The sequence below is a fragment of the Mesorhizobium sp. WSM4308 genome, from assembly GCF_002294905.1.
Lineage (GTDB): Bacteria > Pseudomonadota > Alphaproteobacteria > Rhizobiales > Rhizobiaceae > Mesorhizobium.
Genome location: NZ_NSFW01000020.1, coordinates 72,090 through 91,124, shown reverse-complemented (window position 1 = coordinate 91,124; position 19,035 = coordinate 72,090). Strand labels below are relative to the sequence as shown.

The following is a 19,035-nucleotide window of genomic DNA, read 5'->3' as shown; positions in this document are numbered from 1 at the left end:
CATTTTTTCTGCAAAGCGACTACTAATAGATACATCTTCCACTTGTCTTCCGCGTGGTGTGGTTAACAGGTTGAGCGCACTACCATGCCTGTGCGGCCGGCATTGCGCATACGGGCATCTATGCTTGCCCCCTGGTGCGTTGCTTCAAACCTGCGCAAGACGAGTCTCACTAGAGCAGGCTTCCACGCGACTAGTGAAACATAGCCAAACGGGCCATTAACCAGTCTCACAAGAATGGTTGGTAAATGAGACTCATGTAGTCTATCAACGTCCTTAAGTTCAATTGGATTGGAGGCCGAAGACATGCCAAAAGGAATGCTCATCGGATACGCGAGAACATCAACCGTCGAGCAAGAGGCCGGTCTTGAGGCTCAAGTCAGAGACCTAGAGGCCGCAGGGTGCGACAAGCTCTTTCAGGAGCAGCGATCATCCGTAGACGCTAAGCGCGTCAAGTTGGACGCCGCGATCGAGTTTGCCCGCGAGGGTGACGTGCTGGTGGTGACCAAGCTCGATCGTCTCGCGCGCTCTGTCGGCAATCTGGTCGATATCCAGCGCCAGCTTGAGGCCAAGGGCGTGACGTTGCGTATCCTCGCCATCAACCTCGACACCGCAACACCAACTGGCAAGCTAATGGTGAACATGCTCGGGTCGGTCGCGCAATTCGAGCGAGAGCTTATGCTGGAGCGCCAGAGAGAAGGTATCGCCAAGGCCAAGGGTGAAGGTAAGTACAAAGGCCGAGCCCCCACTGCTCAACGGCAGGCCAAGGAGATCATCCGGTTGAAGATGGAGGGCGTTAAGGTGCCAGAGATCGTTACGACGCTCGGCGTCTCTCGCGCCAGCATTTTTCGCATTCTCAAAGAGCAGGCCGCCGAGGCCGCGTAAGCGATAAGTCTGCCACCCTGAAAGGCCCGGTCTTCCTGCCGGGCCTTTTTCGTATCGGTCGAGCTATTCGGTATTTGATGCTCATTTTAACGATCGCGGATGCTATCTCGTCGTCCGAGTGCGTTTCCTCAGGCCAGGTTTGCATTGATACAGCGCACGCCATTGCCGGCACAGCGGGATCGCGGGAAAAACCTCATGATACAAGCTGGACAGGTTCCCGCCGATGGAAAAAAGTGTACAAATCGCGCCTTCGGACGCCATTGGTACAAGAGATTCCGCCTCCGGGCTGGCGATAATCCTATATCGCAGTCGCTTACGCTATCCTCACATAGATCATAATTGGATCGTATCTTGATTTTTGCGAGACGAGCGTTGCAACGGCGATTGAACGACCTTCGTTCGACACTTGATGGTGCTGCGGTTGATCTGCTCGCGGCCCGCCTTAACCAGCCCGGAAGGGACCGGCTTGCGATAATGTGGGAAGTCGTAGTCCTGCATGCGCTGGCAAGTTGCGGCAGCCTTCAGAGCGAAGTGGCACTCCCGACAGGGCGGCGTCCTGACGCCGCATTTAATAACGACGACGTGCGGTTCGTCGCCGACATTACGACGGTCTCTGATGAGGGTTTGGACGACAAGAACCCGTTTTTCGATCTTCTCGACCTTATCGAAAAGGAGAAAAACAGGCTGGGTCTCCCCATCGGCGGCCTAGACCTGCAAGCTAAGTCGAAAGATCATCGCTCTGCGCGGGGTATCCAGACCGTGTTGCGGCTACCTCCGCGAAAGCGGCTACCAGAGTTTGTTCGGAACGAGATTGTCCCACGAATGCGTGATCAAATCCGTACCGGCGAGAAGGTGCTGCGCATCGCGATCGACAGCGATGACGTAGGCCTCGAAATCACCATTGATCCTGAAAAGTCTCCTTACAGCGGGGGCGGATATGCGTTGTACGATGCTCCGACGATTAAGGACCGGAATCCGCTTTTTTATGCCATGAAGGCCAAGGTTGAGCAGCTTCGCGGTGCTGAGGGTATTACGGGTGTTATTGTATGTGATGGGGACTGTGCAGCTTTTTCCGATCGCGGGGCCTATTCGAAATATGTATCGGCGACGGCAATCGCGCAGGAGTTCCTGCGTCAATATTCATCAATAGATTTCGTTCTGCTGTTAACGATTAGAGAGACTCGGCAGTCGCGGTGGGAGATTAAGCCTCCGGAGCGTTGGGTGCACCACCTGCTCGTGGTCCGCAAAGGATTCCACGGCCAAGACCAACTCGAAGCCCTTTTCGCTGCGGTGATTGGAAAACTCCCCAAGCCGATTGCCTTGCCGGTCAATGGCGCGTTCCGAGCACGGGAGTCAGGCTATCACCTTGGCCATCATGGAGGATTTCAAATGGAAGGCGGGAAAATTCGCATCAGTTCGCGAGAGTTGATGGAGATAATGGCTGGCCTCCGGACGATTGACGACAATGGGGCCATGAATGTCGGGGCGAGCCGCAATGAGCCACCCCATGCCAATCCGGCCAAAAACGTTTTCCTCTGGAACCTTCAGCGGGGGCAGCTTCCTGTCACCGTCGAGGTCATTAAGACAGGCGAGGATGATAGCGACGACTGGATCGAGTTCGAGTTCGGCGATCGTGACCCGGCCATCTCGCCGCTCAAATGAGTCGCTTATCCCTCGCGCTGGCGTTCGATCCAACTCGGCGGTGGCCCGCTGGGGAAGGTCCATTCGTATCCGGTCCTGTCCCTTAGCCTCTCCAGCAGCTTAGCGAGCCGTTCGAACATTAATCCGTTGAGGAAGGCCACCAAGTCTCCCCACTCGTTTGCACCCCTGACATAGTAACCCAGCCGCATGGTGGCGCTTAGGTCAAACCGGCCATCGCCGAAGCCGACTTCAATCGTTCCATCGATAGAATGGTGGCCGGCATTGTGGGCAAATCGCTTGTTCCGCAGTTCGATGATTTCGTCATGGGCTTGGCGAAGATGCGCAGGGATAGCTTTCCGGGAGACACCACTTCCAATGCCGCCATCAATGAGTCGAACATACGCAACAACGAAAGCGGACGTGAGCATGTCATGCTCTAGGATTGCCTCAATGGTCGGCTTGAAGTCCGCCGTCGCGAGGCGCTGGTGAATGTAGCTGACGCTCGTCATCACTTGAGAGGCACCAATAAGCCGGACCAGACTTTTGATGTCGCTATCGACGGCCTCCAAAATCGCTCGGCCGTCGTCCAGCTTCGATTGCAGCGCATCGCGCCATTCGGGAGGGAGGAACTGAATCGCCTCTTCGGGCACCACGACGTATTCGCTGCCTTCCGCGTCTTGCTCTTCGGTGTCAGTCTCCATAGTCGTCATAAGTCCTTTGCAGGGCCGCCCTGTTGCGCCGGGACGCCTATCGGTGCCAAGCTCTTCGACGGAGCGGGAAGGGGTGCCCACCGCAGACTTGAGAAGCCGGCGAAAGCGTGCCTCCGCTTCGTTGTCTCCGTAGTGATCGGTCTCGTGCGGTTGAGGTGAGCTACCTATGAATGAACCCAAATGGCCTTGGTATCTGCCCGGCTGGCATGATGACATATACGCTATCGGAATGATCGGCCTCAACTACTGCCAGTTGGAAACTGCCTTTCGTCATCTGTTTGCTGTTTCGACCGGCATGAGTGCGTTCCAGGTAGAGGCGTTATTTCAGCGTTTGCAGAATGACGGTCGCCTCAGGATTTTCGACCAGCTTTACAAGCCACGAACCGACATGCCCGATCTGTACAAAGATTTCATGGCGCATTTTGCCAAGGGGTACGACGTTTGCACAGGTAATCGGAATAATATCATGCATTCCAGCTTTAACGGTCGCTTTACAAGCCAATCACGAGACGTCGGAGGCATCGTTCTTGCTAAGTACAACAAATCAGGTCAGCAGATATTGTGCCCGGTCACGCTTGAGGAGTTGAGGCGCGTCGCGGACGAAATCCACGACTACAGCATGTTTGGCTTTTCGCTGGCGAGCGATACAGAGACGTCGCTCAAGATGGCCGCAGCCGGCAATCCTCACGCTTTCGTGCCAAGACCATCGCTCGATAAACCTGCCGTGCCACAGGCTCTAGTCTGGAGTCCCCTACCAGATTTTCAATCACCTCAGCCCCCGCCGCCTTCATCTCAGGGGTGACTTCGATCTCTTTGCGATTGCTGCTTTTGTCGTCGGGCGCGCTCAGGGGATGAACGCCACGTCGCGTCTCGACGTGCGGAGCCCCAATTCTAGCCGTCTGCACTCATCCCGCTTCGCGTGTCGGCATGCAGGGCAATCGTGCGGCGATCTGCGCTCGACCGACGAGGTGACGGTTCTCTGCTCGCGAAGGCTGACCGGCGCCGGACGCTAGGGCGGGTCGAGTGCAGACGGGGAGACGGGGAATGATTCCACCCTTACCCATCATTCGGAAAAAAAAGAATGATGGAAACCGAGTCGAGTTCAGAGAGACAGCACTCCCTTTTTTTTCTGCACACGCGGGGTAAGGAAAAGTCTCCCCGTCTCCCCGTTTCACGGTGTTTCACGCCGGCTCGGGCGCACCGTTCGCCCGGATCAGGGCAAAACGGTAGACATTCGATCCGTCGCGCGTGCCGGCCTTCTCAAAACGGTAGTCACCACCCGCGAGGCGATAGGAGTTCAGGCGCTTTTCCAACCGCGTGCCGAGCACACGGTTCTGTAGATGTTCGTCATCACGGTCGGCGGTAATCGCCAATCCTGCGAATTTACAGACACCGGATTGTTCAAACGCAATGTCGTGAGCATCGGCCGCCGTGAAGCCCGTCAAGGCCGGCACGTTAGCATCTGCATCCTTCGTCTGGAGGCCGTCAAAGAGTGCCTGCATAAGGTCGACATCTTCAAGGTTCTCAACCTTCTTCGAAGCTCGGAACGCGTCAACATTCTGCATGAATCCGCGAATGCCGGCCGCGCCGAGAATGCCGCCCATGACCTTGGCGAAGCTCTCATAACTCTTAAACCCCTGTCGGGCCGGATGCTGGCCCTTCGCGATCCAGTTCTGAATCAACGTCAGGCAGGCCCAGACCAGTTCCCCACGATTCTCCATCACCCATCCGCTAAGGTCGGGCTTGCTGAATGTACGATCTTCCAGCGCCGCTTCCGGGATTCGCGCATCCAGACGGATCGGCAGCAAACGCCGCACAAGCTCATCGGAGATCGACGCATTGTTGGCGGTTACGACCATGACGCCAAGGTTCGGATACTCTGCAATCCGCGTCTCACCAAGAATGCGGTCCCGCCACGATTCAGCGGTCAGAAGGGCTGCGACGGCGTTGCCGCCGAATTTGCGCCGGACGTTGTCGTAAAAGATCATGCTGACGCCTGCCCGCAACTTGGCTGTAGTGCCCTTGCGAACCTCGTCTTCGGTCTCGGGGAACGCTTCAGCAGCAGCGGATCGGCCGTGAGCAACGCGGTGAATCATATCGACCAGATAGGTAGCGCCCGTGCCCGGCGCGGGCTTGTCGATGAGAAAGCCCGGCGTGCAGCCGGTATAGAGTTCGCGAGCGAAATGCTGGAGCAGAAGCGCGACGGCATGCGCCTTCGATGCGATGCCATCACGCGGTTCGCCGCCGAAGTCGTCGGCAAAGCACCAGTCCCCCAAGAAGTCGATCAGGATCAGGTTCTTGGCACGGCCCAGTTCCTCGGGCGTCGGGCAATCGCTGACCGGAGGAATGGTAAGGGGGCCGATATCCACCAATGCACAAACGTCGCGTGCATAGCCGGCCGTCTGGCAAAGCGAGCCATTGGCGGCATGAATGGGCGTGGCAACGATCCGACGAAGGGGAAGTAGATAGTCGCGGATCGCCATATTCCAAGTCTTCTTCACAACGACAAGCGGAAGAGCTTCCTTCCGATATTCGCCGTCTGTGAGGTCGAAGACAAAGGTGAGCGTGTCGTTGCACTCGCTTTCAAATTCGTCGCGGTTCATGGGTGCAAGGACCATTCGCGGTCCCTTGTCGTCTACCGTCTCAATCAGCCGCGATGCGGCTCCACCGAAGTTATAAAGCGAAGGTTCATTATCGTTCCGCTGCAACAGCGCGGACTCCAAAGCCTCGCACTGCACGTCGAAATCGTCGCTCGCATAGATCGTGCCCTTGGCGCGATCGTTCTTACGTTCCTTGCGGAGTTCCTTTTTGCGATCGGCAACCTTTTTGCCGAACTCGGTCGCGCCGATCTTTGCTCGCGCCTTCAACAATTCCATCGCATTGGAGGGCGCGCGCCCCGAAGCGCAGCATTCGATCAGTGCATCCTTAGTTGCTGCTCCAATGACGCCGCCGTCCGCCCTTTCCGCAACTGCACGCTTCAACAAGGCATCGAAGCCATGCTGAGTAATTCCATCGCCCTCGTCGTCGATGCCGGCGAGATCGTAGGTCGGATCGGTCAGGATGGAATCGGGGAACCATCCATCCTGCATCGCCTTCTGCATGTGGGTGAGACGGTCGCGGCCGGCGCAACCAGCGTGCGAGCAGTGGAAGGAAAAGGTCTCGGCGTCGGCACCGGCAGACTGGACGAAGCAGCCTTGATCGTCAGGGTCGCCGGGATTGGAATGGTCATCATCAAACGGGCATTCGATCGTCAGCTTCGAGTCCGACTGCTCGGTACGAATCTTGTCGTCGCAATAGTCGCGGAAGACCTGCGCGATGTCGAAGCCATGGCTACGGTCGCGCGCCCACTGCCGCAGTTCCATGCCCAGCGTCGGCGATACGATCTGGCGGCGCGCCGTCGCGCCCATGATGTAGGCAGCCTGATCGAACGGGTCGGAAGAGACCTTGGCGCTGCCGGCGCTCGGGATGTCCTCGAACTTGATCAGCCGACCGCAGGTCAGCATGACGCGGTAGTTATGATGGTCCTTCGAGTGACGCGGGAGATAGAACAGTCGACTCGGATCGCGCGCGGCCGGATCGGGATCGATGCCGAACGACCGGCCGAGGCCAAGGACCTTCTGCGACCAGAGATTGATCACGTCCTTATGCGCGCCGTCCTGCTCCGTATAGACGAACGGTACCGCCAGCGGGAAAATCATGCGGAACTTGTCGATCGGCCGCGTCTGGATGATCAGCTTCATGCCGTCGTCCTGACGCTTCTCGATGAACTCTGCCGCGTCGACCACGTCGTCGACGTAGGGCGTTTCCTCACGCAGATAGCGGCGAATGGATTCGGTCGTCGGCGTGGTGTCGATCTGGCTCTTCTCAGCCCAGCGGTGGAAGCGATCCTGAGCGATCTCGATGCCGGTCGAACCGTGCGAGTGCGTGGAATAAAAAATGCAAGTCAGACCCGCATTGCGAACCTTCTGGAAGCAATCCTCCAGAGACGCACCCGAGTCCACGTCGATGCCCATCATGTAGTTCTTGAGGACGTTGTTCTTGGTCCGTCGCTTGGACTGGCCGAGTGTGCCGGTGACGAAGCAGCGGCCTTCCTTCTTGCCGATCTTGTGCTGCGCGAACATGCCCTCGAACACCGCCTTGAACGGTGCTTCGGGGACCGGCTTCCATTCCTTTTCAAAGCGGTTCTCGGCAACCGAAACGGCGATCGGCAGCGCCGCGACCTCGGGCGACATCTCGCCCCAAATCTCGGCGTCGTGAAACCGGCTGGTCGGCTCGGTGTCGGGCGCAAGCTGCCGAGCATGCCAATCGAATGCCGCGTCCGGCATCCACGGCTCCTTGGTTTGAATGTCTATAATCTCAGCCGTGATCTGGGCATCGCCAGAGGCCTTGCGGGCGGATTTCGCCATTTGAAAATCTCCAAAATTTGGGCGCACGAACGCACCCACAAGCAACCGTATTGCTTGCGCCAAAATTCAGCGTCGTTTCGGGAGATTTTGTGGGACTTCCCAAAGTCAGCGCTGGTTGAGGTGATGTCAGCGCTGGCCCCGCCATGCGCCCATCTGGTGGGTGGCAAGTGGCCGTCACCCCGTGGGGCAACAGCCACTCCGCTTCTTTGGAAGACCCACGGTCGCAAGGTTGCACGAGCAGCGAGCTGGGTCCAGAAATTTGAAAAAACGGCTCAAAATCCTCGAAGCGTTTGCGGCTGTCGAAGTAGTGATGGTGAACACCACCTCATCCAGCATCATGCAATATTTTTGACGGCGGCTGCGGCGCACCCAAGAACCGCCGCAGCCGCCGTCCACGCGCCGTCCAACTCGCGCGGAACTATGATGTGCTCTTTGGTTCGCGAGCATCGATCTCGTCGGCGACGATATCGGCCAAACGAAATGGATTCCCGATCAGGAACATGGCCTGACCGAAGGAGTCGCCGGTGATAGTTTCGGTGAAGCTAAAGGAACGCCCCCGCGAGCGGCTGACCTCAACCTCATATTCAATTTCACATTCGGCCGCCTCATCGTTATGGCTCACGGCAAAGAGGGTAAGCTTCAGACCGACGGTCCTACCGCGCGCTTTCAGAGCGATCTGGGACTTGTCGCATGCGATCGTCCACTTGAAGTGAGCTTCGCAGAATGCCGACCGAACTTCTGTAGAAGAGTGCACAAGCTCGCGCCATGCCATCACGCCAAAGCGATCTCGGCCGGGCGAGTAGAGGCTGAGTACGGCGTCCGATAGAAGAGTGTCGGTCACGCTGCCCATCCTACCTGCCCGTGCGAGAAAGCCACCCTCGCCAGAACGGCATCAGCCACCTCGGCTACAGCATCACGAACCGCCACCTCCAAAACTCGCGCTTCGCGCACGAGAACGATGCGCCCGGAAGCGCTCCGATCGGCTTCTTGGAGGGAAACCCGGTAGTTCACTGAAATTTCGACCACGACAGAATTGGGCTTCTTCCGAATCGTGAGGAAGTCGAGCGTCAGCGCAGGAACAAGCCCCCGAGCGCGTAAGCGAAGCTCATGACGACCCGCGACCGTTTCCAGTTTAAAAGTGGTGGCAAGCGCCAACTTATCCGTGGGCGTCAACTCCCATGTAACGTGATTTTCCATAACGAAATCCCTCCGGCCCGAGCCGGTCACTAGGTTCAAAGGTGTGAGTGAAGCCGTTGCCCCGCAACGGGAGGAACTGATCTTTTGACGCGCGAAAAGCACGAGATAAATTCAAACGCATGATTGCATATCTGACCGACAATGTACAGAAAAACTGGACAACGGCTCAACCGCCGGAGCCGTTAGAACGGAGTTAATCGTCAAGATATTCTGTTCAAAAACAAGTACTTGACGAAACTTACAAGACAAACCATTGTCTGTGGCGCAAACAATATTCCAGAGGACGGGATGCAGGAGATCGAAAACTTCGACGAACTAGAGGACCTTACCGCCACGACCATGCGACTGAGGGACGTTCTGGACGACATCTGCACTCGACCCATTCCAACCAGAGAAGCCGCTGTCGAAATTGGCCTGCGTCTGCAACTGCTCGCCTCGGCAATCGAAGACGCCGGGCAGGAATTGGTGTCAGGCGTGTTTCTGCTACCGAACTGACCGCGCTTCACCGTAGCTCACACCGAAGTCTCAGTCTTCAATAAGAGAGTCGCCAAGCGTCGGCATGATGCTCGCCAGAGGTCCTTCGACATCGATGTCATATCGCCCAGCGAGGACGGCGATCTGATGACCCACCGTTGCGCGGAAGGCTCCTAAAGCCACAAAAAACGCGGGGCTGGGGTGCTTGTCGCGCCATTGGAAATCGAAGTGTCGGTAGTGCTCTCGTTGGTCGTCATGGAACTGGCGTCCCGCCTCACGTATCGCGCGTACGGCAACCACTGCAAACGCATCTACAGACAGGGTCTGAAGGGTCTTGGTGCATTCCTCGCGTATCTGATGGACTGAATGCTCAACCTCTGCCTCGGTCTCCATGTCGAACGGGTTATAGAGCACCCGTCGATCTTCGAGAAAGACGAGGAACCGGCGAACAATCTCGCCTTCGGCTGGCCCAGGATCAGACCATGATACCCCGAAGACAGGAGTGCTTATCCCTGTCACCCGCCGAGCGGCATCGGCTGTCACCTTGCCCGATCTTCGGAAGAAGTTACGCATGGGTCTCCAGTCGTTCACAGTCTGTGATAGATTCGGTCGCGGGAGGGACAGTACATGACATTCGGCTTTCCAGATATTCCATCAGTGGTCATTGAGTACGTGCGCGGTGTCTTCGCGGCAGCCAACGACAAGGTGTCGAGGGCAATGGACGCGCATCCTTCAATGCATGAAGAGTCCTTAGACCATTTGCTCATCATGGAACTTACGGCCGCGCCCCCGGCCTTCTTCGCGAATGAGCGCATTGGCGTGGCGATCGAGTCACATTGGCTTGGCGGTCGACACATGTGGCGTCGATGGGAGATTGCCGACATTGCCTTCTTTGTCGTCTTGCGACGACAGGGGCATCTCCAAATGCGCAAGGTAGCACTGCTCCAGACAAAGCGCCTCTACTCACGCGAGGTGCCCGTTCATGAATTGGAGCGAGCAGATTGGGAGATCGGTATAGGCCGGATCGCAGATCGCACGGACCCGTCAAGGCCATTGAGCACCCAGCGACGTTTCACCTTCGACGATACCTGTGTGTATGGCGCGATGCGGGCTGGCGACCACCAGATCGAGGCTATCGACAACTACTTTGATGACCGGGGCATTCCTGTGTACTACGGCCTCTACAATCCCACGTCCCTACCCTTCTCGGCACAATATCCAGCTTTGGCAGGAGCGGTGCCAGCCGCCGTAAACAGGGTAGGTTGCCGCGTCCTAAAATCCGACTTGGTGCATGGGGTCCTCACGAGCCTCACAGACGGGCAAGCACCTACTGCCGGAAGCCTCACCGTGAGCCTGCCTATTGACCCCGCCGATGCGGGTTCGTTCCGTGGCTGGAGGCTGGAGCGGTTCGTCGCGGATGAAGTCCTACGGTGTCGTGAGGGGCGTCTATTTGAGGATGCCACCGACCCGAATCTGCGCAACCTGCTGTATGCCCGCTCGGCACCGATTCAGGCAGCGATCACAATCACCATCGACCTGGGCAAAGAGGGCTGATCATGACGCTGCAACTAGTCGTAAGGCCGCCCAGCGCGTTTTCCTCCATTGAGCGAAATGCTTTTGTAGAACTGGTCAAGAAGGACCCGCAAGTTAATAAAGCCTCACTACCTGGTCTTGTCGAACAGGCGCACTTCCTCGCATTCTTGTATATCGAAGAGAAGCTAGTCGGCACCCACGCCATCAAGAATAATCGGCCGTACCAACGAAGGCTTGAAGGGGCAGACCGCGCGGGCGTCAAATTGCCCGATTCTGAGTATTTCGCCGAGGTCGGCTACCTGCACATTGCAGAGGGGCATCGCGGTGCGCGTCTCGGTAACCTTCTCGCCTTGGGCATCTTCGCAGCCGTCAAAGGTCGGGGGCTGTTTGCCACGATACAGTCAAAAAACCTGCCCTCGCGCCGCTTGTTCGAACGATATGGGTTTTTGCAGGTAGGAAAGTCATGGCAATCAGGACAAAAGGATGATCAGGTAAGTCTTTACATTCGACCAGCCCATTATTGACGCACACTAAGGGTTTGCCGTGCTCAGGGTATCCAGACGGGTGAGAATGGGGCCTTTAAGTTGAACCTCAGCCTTGTCTGGATCGAGAATTGGTGCATTGCGGCTCAGACCTGCCGCGCTAATCGTAGCCTGATTTCGTAGCCAAGCATCGTTGATCAGGTCACGCCATTGTACGACTTCGATTGATCCTCGGTAAGCGTTTTGAAGCGGCCTAATTCGTCCCTGCCCGTTTGCAGTAGTTTGCCATGCAGACAGTTGGTGGACCAGATCACCTTCGATATCGGCCACCACGTAGCAGTAGAAGATGCAGTCATCCGCTACTCGGATACGTTCGCGTGAAAAGCTCTCGATCTCGCCGCTTTTTAGCTGCGAGAGGTACTTGATGATCTGCGCTTCTATCTGATCCTCTACACCCTTGTACTCCTTGCGACCCGGTCGCTTGAACTCCACGATCATCATCTTACGCAGCGGTTCAGAGATATCGACTTGATCAGGGCTTTTCTCTGGGTCGGTCACGCCCAAGCCGTAGGCCAAATCCCAGACGATCAGGTCTGCACGGACATCGGTGCCACCTTCTCGAAGGATCGCGTCCAACCGTTTGTCCGAAGAAAATGCACGGGTGAATGCAAGGCGCTCGTCCACAATCCATAGATCGTGCGCGCGGCTCTTTCTCTCGTTGTGATCGTCGCCACGGATGCCCATAGGCACGATGAGGGAATGAAGCGATCTTTCTAGGTGGTAGTCGTCCTCCCTGCCGTCACGTTGGCGAACGCGGCGTATCATCTTGTCTACCAGTTCTAGGACAAGCTTGCGCCTAACGACGTGTTGAGCGAGCGCAAGTTTCTCCGAGTCATGGATTTCTGTTGCGGCCTTCGAGACCACTTCGCTGAAATTCGCCGGGATCGCGGCTGGACTGTCTAGCTGGTTGATGACACCCTGCATGGCTACGCTGCGGCTTTCATCCCGTCTGATCTGATACTTGACCAAGCCGGCAGCAAAATCTTCTGGTTCGGTGGCATGAAAGGGCACCCTATCTAGCTGAACGTCGGTGTCGTCGAAACCGTAGATCGGGTGCCGGCTGACGAACGCTTCGAAGCTCTGCCGCCTCTCATCGAGATAACCCGCTAGCTGGGTGGGAAAGAACTTCGCCTTCACCTGTTCAACACAGTGCCGGGTCAAGTCCTTTAGGGTCTTCTCCGGGATGTTAAATGCCGTGCGGCCTTCGTTGACGCGTTTGTCCAGATATTCGCCGGTCACACATCCGTGGAAGAACAGGCCGACCTCGCCTTCGGCCGAAAGATCACGAAGCCCAAGCAGATTGTCGATCTTCCGCGACTCCACAGTGCGTCCGTCCGCTAGCAAATGAAGTTGATGATTGCCATCGAGCCCGGTACTGGCCTCCGGCTTGCAGACGAACCCGACGATTGACAGCGTACCAAAATCCTCGTGTTCAAATGCCGCCAATTTCAGGGGTTTGCCGACAACCAAATCGGAGACCTCTTTGGGATAATGAGCGATATGATCGCCGACCTGAACGATCACTTCAGGCCCGCTCCCCATAAGGAAGTCCGCTATAAAATGCGCGGTGAAGTAACGCAGGAACGTGTCGGCCCGTCTTGGAAAATACTGGACATACTCGGCACCACGTAACCCTACGAACTGAATCAGGGTGCCATATTTCGCCCACGCCTGTCCCTTGGGCGTCTCAGGTACGATCTGCTCACTATTGCCCAGTTCAAAATGAAACGCACGGCGCTTGTCGACCCCTTCTTCATCATATGAACTCTCAACACGGATGCTGTTGAACGCGTCCAGCCAAAAGAGCCGTCCGACACCTTTGCCGCCCTTTGATTTTTTAAAATCCGTGTCCACGGTACAAAATGCCTCGTATCGCGGTCCATCAAGCCCGATTCCATTGTCCTCTACTTCTATCGCGATCTTCTTGGGGTCGCTCAGGTGTTCGATTCGAATATCGACACGGCCCTTGTACTCTGAATGGAGCTTTTGCCGGTCTTCAATGGCGAAGAAGGCGTTGCTTACAGCCTCGAAAAGCGGCTGTAGGCCTTGGGAATTGTTCGACGGCTTAGTAAGCTTGCGGACTCGGTTCTCGATATTTTCTGTTAAGCTGGGCACGTCTAAGTTTCTCCCCCCGTCGCGCGGCCTTGGCGAATGGCTCAACACCTTACGCTAGATTATGGGAACGCATCCAAGACTTCCACTATCATTCAGGTTCGAATCGCCGTGAACGGTCACTCCATAAACATCATCGTGCCCGACGTAGACAACATGGACGATGAGGCATTGGCCGATCTCGCCCGGCTCCGTGACGGTCGCTGGAGCGAGCAGACCAAGCGCCTGCTACGCCAGTTCAACACGGACAAGCTCAGCCTGAACCGGCAATGGGCAGGCACGTGGCAGAGCTGGGCGTGTCCCTGCTGCCATCGGACCAAACCGCAGATTGTGAGGGTGAGCGCGGCTGGCGTGCTCCTGTGCGAATTGGAATCGCATCACGATCACCTAGGCGACAAGGCCGGGAAGCTATTCGAGGAAATCAATCCGAAGACCGAAGAGCGCGAGTTCAACATTCAAATCTCCCACGCCAAGTATGGCATGCTACAGTTTGTTGAGCGGTTCCAGCGGACTCTGATCTGCATCGATTGCAACCTAGTCGAGGGAAAGGCCAAGAAGGCGCTGGGCTCCGACATAGAACCCGATTTTACATTCTCGCCGAGAGAAATTGCGACCTTCATCCGTGCGAGCGACAACCGGGTTCATGAACTGGATATGGCAGCAGTGCGGTTGATTTGGGATCGTGTGAAGCCCGATATCGCCGACCGGCTTGACTTCGCCGAGCGCATGGCGAGGCGGTTCGCCAACGGAAAGAACCGGCGTGAGGTGGCGGTTGGCACCCGCGCCGAGCTATGGATGGATGATCGCTCCATCATCTGGGAGCAGGTCGCGAAAGCCTTCCCAGCCCTGCCACGGGGCAATAGCATCGGCTTAAAGGTGTTGGCCCGCTCTACCTCCAGAGATGCCATAGGGACATCAGCGAGGCCGAAATCAAAGGCTCCAGGACGCCCGCCAAACCCAGCCGATCTCGCCTATGTCGAGGCGATCAACAAAGAGAAAAAACACTGGACAAAAGCTGGTGACGACTGGACCTGCGGATGCTGTAGGCGATCCAAGCAGGATATATGTCGAGTGTCCGCGAACAGCCGGAAGTGGACCGCTCAAATCCACGTCGTTCGGGATTGGATATTCAGTGATGACGATCCGAGTGCGCTTTACTGGCGGATAGGGTCGGCCAACCGCATGATCATCGATCACATCCCCGTACTCGTTTGTCAGGACTGCCGTTTGGTCGTCACGAAGGTCCAGCAGATGGACGACGGTATCGACTATCAGGCGTTGACGATCGGGGATGTTGCCGGCGGGATCACCGTGGCCCCAAACCAAATGCACGATGTTGACTATGAGGCCATCAAGAGACGGGCGCACGAGAATACCGATCTGTTGAAGGCCGTGTATGAGTATCGAGAGCACGAGAACGACGCTCGCTACTACCTCGGTCGGATTCACGGATTTATGAAGGTCTACCGCTGTTCGATGGACGAAGCGCGCGACAACTTCGCCTACGAGTACGCGAAGGCCGTAGACGTAGAACTAGAGGAAGGCCACGCGTTCATGAACTGGATGATTGCCGAGGGTAAGAGATTCGAAAGGCGACGCGAAGGCGAGTGACGACTGCGATTGGGAACTCCACCGCAACTGCCAGAGGCTTGCTTGCCTTTTGTGATACACGCTGTCATACACGCACCTGAAGTCGGGCGGAAATTCTGCTGGAAAATCAACGCCGAGTAACACTTCGGTCGAAATCCGCCTCTGGGCACCATTTCCCTTTCCCATAGCTTCTCACAGCATCCCACCAATCAACATAATCAACGAGTTAGCTTGTCTGAGCTGCTCATGCGGACCCGCCGCGTGCCGTTCCAACGCATCGGTTTGTGGGTAACGATCCAGACGTTCCCCATTGCCCGGGAGGTTCGTTACCCATGTCGCGCAGGGAGGAGAAGATCACGGCTCTCATAGAAGCGCGCACTACCTTTGGCTTGATCTCCGAGGAATACGTCAAGCGGATGCAGGAGCGGGACGCCGCAGCGGCCGCCACCAAAACCAAATGGCTCCTCGAAGACTTGGCCTGCCCGCTCGCCAAACGTCCAATCAAAGAGATCACTCCAGCGGAGATTCTTCAACTTCTCCAGAAGATCGAAAAGAGCGGCCGACGGGAACGGCGCGGCGTCTGCGCGGCGTGATCGGCAGTGCCTTCCGGTTGGCGATTGTCACCCTGCGGGCCGAGGGCGACCCGACCCTGCCCCTCCGGGGCGCCTCCAGCCGCCTAAGGCCAATGGTCGTGCCGCTATCACGGATGAAAAGAAATTCGGTCAGCTCCTCGTGGCGATCGATGAGTACGATGGCTGGCCGACCATACACGCCCGAGACCAGCGGCAAGGCGGAGGCTTCATCCAGACGAGCCTGCGCGAATGGGTTTATGCTCGAGCCTACAACACTTCTCATGAACGCACCGCAGAACTGCCACGATAGCTTCATCGCTACAATTGGCACAGGCCACATGGCAGCTTAAAATCAAGACCGCCTATCAGCCGCCCCGGGCTAACAACCTGTTGAGGTTCCACAACTAACCAAACGGGGCTTACCGCGGCTGCGACGAAATCGACCGCATCGCAGGGGCGTGATCAAGGTCCACTCACCTGACTTCATATGTGCGCCACATAGGACTGAATAAATCCGTTCGCTGGCGTTCGGCATCCGTCGGCATATACAGTTTGACACCAACGCCACGTCCAACGGATCTCCGGCATACTGCCGACTGAATATTTCAAAGGACCGTCAGGGCCAGTGAGGTTCGTGACCGCACTTTCTTCGTCTCAATCGATTGAACATAAAGAGTATCCCCTTACGGCCGATGCGCGAAAAAGCCGCGTTGTGACCGGCAGGTGTCACAGCCTTCCTACTCCGTTGTACTGCTTTTCTTTCTGCGCCGATTGATGTGCGATTGCGCGACGGCCATTCGCAACTCGGGTGTCATCTCCAATGGCGCATTCTCTGCCTCGTGTGGGTTCTGCAGCCCTTGGACGTGGACGGTGGGGAATGGGAGTTCGATGCCCTGCTCCTTGAAGGCTTGGCGGAGGCGTAAAAAGAATCTGCCTTTCATACTGAAGGCGCCTCCCGGTCTGGTTGTGACCTTGACCCTTAATACGATGCCGTACTCGCCGAACTCCTGTACGCCCTGCATCTTGATCGGTTCGATCACCCAGTGTTTGAATTCTGGATCTTCCGCCAGTTCGAGGCCTATCCGCTTGATCAGCTTGCGGGCGAACTCGACATCGGTATCATAGCCAACGGTGATGTTGAACTTGTCGGTGACCCAGTCGCGGCTCTGGTTCTGCACCGCCCCGAGTTCACCGAAAGGTATTGTGAACAGCGGGCCACGATGGTGGCGCAGCTTCACCGAGCGCAGCGAAAAGCTCTCCACCGTACCCCTGTAGCTGCCCGATGAAATGTACTCGCCGACACGAAACGCATCGTCGAGCAGATAAAACACCCCTGAGATCACGTCCTTGACGATGGTTTGTGCCCCAAATCCGACAGCGACGCCAACGACGCCGGCGCCGGCGATCAGCGGGCCGATCTGGATACCGATTGAGGCGAGCATCATCAGCACCGCCATCACGACGATCACTGCAAGCAGAATGTTTTGGATGATCGGCAACAGCGTGCGCAGCCGTGCCTGCTGCGGATCGAGGGTCGGGACGTCCTCGTCGCCGATCACCGCATGCGGTGTTTCAATGCCCAGCTTTCGCTCGATCAAGGCTTTGATGATCGACCACCCGAAATCGGCGGCAAGCGCAATGACCACGACGTTGATCAGGCCGCGCAATATCAGCGTGGTCGTCGGATCGCTGTCCTGCATGGACTGCATGTCCAGACCCCAGACACGCGCGAGAAGGTAAGCCGCCGCCAGGATCAAAATCATCCGGATCCCGCGATCGATGACAGCGATCGTCACCGCCGGAATCGTCGGCCGGCCGGCATCTTCGGATCCTGGCCGTAGGACGAAATTGACCCCGCGCTGCGTCAGCACGATTGCCAACGGCAAGACGAATGCGGTGAAGGTAAACCAGAAGAGTATATAAAGGCCGGCTATGCGCTCCAGGAACAGAACGATGAAATAAGCAGTCAACAGCCATGTCGCTGCCGTGTGACCGTGCCCGCCGTCCCGCCGTGTTCTTGGCCGACGCCAGACGGCGCGCAGAAAGAGCAGCAGCAGGATGAAATCGGCGCCCAGAGACAGGACCATCATTCCGTCCTGATCAATGCCGAGACCCGGCAAGAGGCTAAAGGCGGCGGCGAAGAAGGCGAAGACGCCGACGATCCGCGATAGCCAATAGGACCAATGGTCGGCGGTCTCGTTGGCGATCGGCAAGGCACGAACCTCGACGGCGTTCTCGACATGCATGAAGGAAGGGACGAGCAGGGCTATGACGTACGTGCGCACACCCCATGTAACGACGGCAGCCATCAGAAATGTCAGCACAATCTGGCGGATAAGCATTGGCCAGTCGAACAATATGAACGCGCCGGCGCTGCCCACCGCGAACGAGACGATCAGCAGGCTGGAATAAAGCGTGCGACCACCAATCTTCTTGGCCCGCCCGATGGGCGTATCCTTCGATTGGGCGATAATCCAAAGACGAAATGGGCGGGTGAGTTTGTACGTGCCCCAGGTCAGCGCCAGGCCGGCGGCGATGAAAATCGCAATCAGCAAAAATACGCCGGCTGGCCCCCTGCTGGACATATCCTCCATCGTCGCTTCCCGAACGCGTGCGAACTGGCCTGGCAGCGAGGGTAGAGTTCGCACGATCCGCTCGATATGATGCTTGATCCGATCGAGCGTAGAGGATGCCATCGTATTCATCTGGCCCGGCGCGGCCACCGCGTCGGACGATGCATCGGCCGGCGAAGCTCCTGCCGCGGCGGGCGCTGCCGTTGACCCGGGGGCCTGATTTCGCTGTTCGGCCACCCAGGCCTTCACTGACGGATCGTCGAGAAGCTCGAATAACTGTTTGACCCTTTCAGGCGGGACGGTTGGCGGTGACTGCGCCTGTGTCGGGCCAGCCAATAGGAGGGCGATCCCGAAGACCAGCGGCCTGGCAATCAGGACAAACATCGCCGCCAGATCTTCGAGACGTGGTGCCGGGCGCGCCAGGTTCCTGGCTTCCAATCGTCGAATCATGCGTGGCATCGTGCTGTACCCTTCCGGTCAATCGGCAAGCAACGACATCTATGTCCGCCGTTGCTTCTACCTTGAACAAGCCGATGTTGTGGTGCAAGACATCATCGGTCTGAGCTAGACCCTTGCGCCGGGTAATTGGCGGTGTCTACTAGCCGCAGGGGCAGGGCATTCCGACCTCGGCCTCCGGCCGTTCCATGAACTGGGCATTGGTGATTCTGGGCGCAGAACGCCCGGCATCGGGATCCTAGGCCCATACAACGAGAGCATAATCGCTTGCCATTCAGCCTGTCTCCAGACCTTTTAGCCTTGCCTCTAATTCGCCCCGACCTTGACAGAGCAGCGCCGCCATCCGA

General features: G+C 57.2%; 15 protein-coding genes and 1 pseudogene. 9 read left to right on the top strand and 7 right to left on the bottom strand.

Annotation, left to right across the window (positions count from 1 at the left end):
- The first annotated feature begins 303 nt into the window (after positions 1–303).
- Both CK227_RS29970 and CK227_RS29965 read left to right on the top strand, forming a co-directional pair.
- The gene (locus CK227_RS29970) at positions 304–882 is read left to right on the top strand and encodes a recombinase family protein (protein ID WP_095775320.1); all 579 of its coding nucleotides are present in this window, start codon (positions 304–306) and stop codon (positions 880–882) included.
- Between the two features lie 384 nt (positions 883–1,266).
- On the top strand, positions 1,267–2,544 hold the full coding sequence (locus CK227_RS29965; protein ID WP_245318303.1) for a hypothetical protein: 1,278 nt from the start codon (positions 1,267–1,269) through the stop codon (positions 2,542–2,544).
- A 5-nt stretch (positions 2,545–2,549) separates the two neighbouring features.
- Here CK227_RS29965 and CK227_RS29960 read toward each other — a convergent pair whose 3' ends face one another.
- Positions 2,550–3,224 (bottom strand): hypothetical protein, encoded by a 675-nt coding sequence (locus CK227_RS29960; protein WP_143750547.1) that lies wholly within the window; start codon positions 3,222–3,224, stop codon positions 2,550–2,552.
- Between the two features lie 175 nt (positions 3,225–3,399).
- Here CK227_RS29960 and CK227_RS29955 point away from each other — a divergent pair, with 175 nt between their 5' ends.
- Positions 3,400–4,035 carry a hypothetical protein gene (locus tag CK227_RS29955; RefSeq protein WP_095775263.1) on the top strand — a complete coding sequence of 212 codons (636 nt, stop codon included), beginning with the start codon at positions 3,400–3,402 and terminating at the stop codon, positions 4,033–4,035.
- Between the two features lie 379 nt (positions 4,036–4,414).
- On the opposite strand, the gene CK227_RS29950 is transcribed toward CK227_RS29955, so the two are convergent.
- The 3 genes from CK227_RS29950 to CK227_RS29940 all read right to left on the bottom strand — a co-directional run bounded on the left by CK227_RS29950 (position 4,415) and on the right by CK227_RS29940 (position 8,836).
- Positions 4,415–7,639: a hypothetical protein gene (locus tag CK227_RS29950; protein ID WP_095775262.1), complete on the bottom strand. Its 3,225-nt coding sequence runs from the start codon at positions 7,637–7,639 to the stop codon at positions 4,415–4,417.
- A 418-nt stretch (positions 7,640–8,057) separates the two neighbouring features.
- The gene (locus CK227_RS29945) at positions 8,058–8,480 is read right to left on the bottom strand and encodes a hypothetical protein (protein ID WP_143750546.1); all 423 of its coding nucleotides are present in this window, start codon (positions 8,478–8,480) and stop codon (positions 8,058–8,060) included.
- Positions 8,477–8,836, bottom strand: coding sequence for a hypothetical protein (locus CK227_RS29940; protein WP_095775260.1), 360 nt, complete (start codon positions 8,834–8,836; stop codon positions 8,477–8,479). The genes CK227_RS29945 and CK227_RS29940 overlap by 4 nt, the downstream gene beginning before the upstream one ends.
- Positions 8,837–9,124: 288 nt before the next feature.
- Here CK227_RS29940 and CK227_RS29935 point away from each other — a divergent pair, with 288 nt between their 5' ends.
- The gene (locus CK227_RS29935) at positions 9,125–9,331 is read left to right on the top strand and encodes a hypothetical protein (protein WP_095775259.1); all 207 of its coding nucleotides are present in this window, start codon (positions 9,125–9,127) and stop codon (positions 9,329–9,331) included.
- Between the two features lie 30 nt (positions 9,332–9,361).
- On the opposite strand, the gene CK227_RS29930 is transcribed toward CK227_RS29935, so the two are convergent.
- Positions 9,362–9,883 carry a DUF6650 family protein gene (locus CK227_RS29930; protein WP_095775258.1) on the bottom strand — a complete coding sequence of 174 codons (522 nt, stop codon included), beginning with the start codon at positions 9,881–9,883 and terminating at the stop codon, positions 9,362–9,364.
- Positions 9,884–9,937: 54 nt separating this feature from the next.
- Here CK227_RS29930 and CK227_RS29925 point away from each other — a divergent pair, with 54 nt between their 5' ends.
- Entirely contained in the window at positions 9,938–10,864 is a 927-nt protein-coding gene (locus tag CK227_RS29925; protein ID WP_095775257.1) for a hypothetical protein, read from the top strand.
- A 2-nt stretch (positions 10,865–10,866) separates the two neighbouring features.
- A complete protein-coding gene (locus CK227_RS29920; RefSeq protein ID WP_095775256.1) occupies positions 10,867–11,367 on the top strand; it encodes a GNAT family N-acetyltransferase in 501 nt (166 codons plus the stop codon).
- Positions 11,368–11,373: 6 nt separating this feature from the next.
- Here CK227_RS29920 and CK227_RS29915 read toward each other — a convergent pair whose 3' ends face one another.
- Positions 11,374–13,500, bottom strand: a complete 2,127-nt coding sequence (locus CK227_RS29915; RefSeq protein WP_095775255.1) for an ATP-binding protein — start codon at positions 13,498–13,500, stop codon at positions 11,374–11,376.
- A 108-nt stretch (positions 13,501–13,608) separates the two neighbouring features.
- Between CK227_RS29915 and CK227_RS29910 the strand changes: the two genes are divergently transcribed.
- The 3 genes and pseudogenes from CK227_RS29910 to CK227_RS29900 form a co-directional block, all read left to right on the top strand.
- Positions 13,609–15,108, top strand: a complete 1,500-nt coding sequence (locus CK227_RS29910) for a hypothetical protein (protein WP_143750545.1) — start codon at positions 13,609–13,611, stop codon at positions 15,106–15,108.
- A gap of 311 nt (positions 15,109–15,419) precedes the next feature.
- Positions 15,420–15,680: a hypothetical protein gene (locus tag CK227_RS36940; RefSeq protein WP_179296540.1), complete on the top strand. Its 261-nt coding sequence runs from the start codon at positions 15,420–15,422 to the stop codon at positions 15,678–15,680.
- A gap of 167 nt (positions 15,681–15,847) precedes the next feature.
- A pseudogene (locus CK227_RS29900) lies at positions 15,848–16,067 on the top strand (integrase core domain-containing protein); the annotation flags it as partial.
- 329 nt (positions 16,068–16,396) lie between these two features.
- Here the strand turns inward: CK227_RS29900 and CK227_RS29895 are convergent.
- Positions 16,397–18,682: a mechanosensitive ion channel family protein gene (locus tag CK227_RS29895; RefSeq protein WP_245318301.1), complete on the bottom strand. Its 2,286-nt coding sequence runs from the start codon at positions 18,680–18,682 to the stop codon at positions 16,397–16,399.
- Positions 18,683–19,035 lie beyond the last annotated feature (353 nt).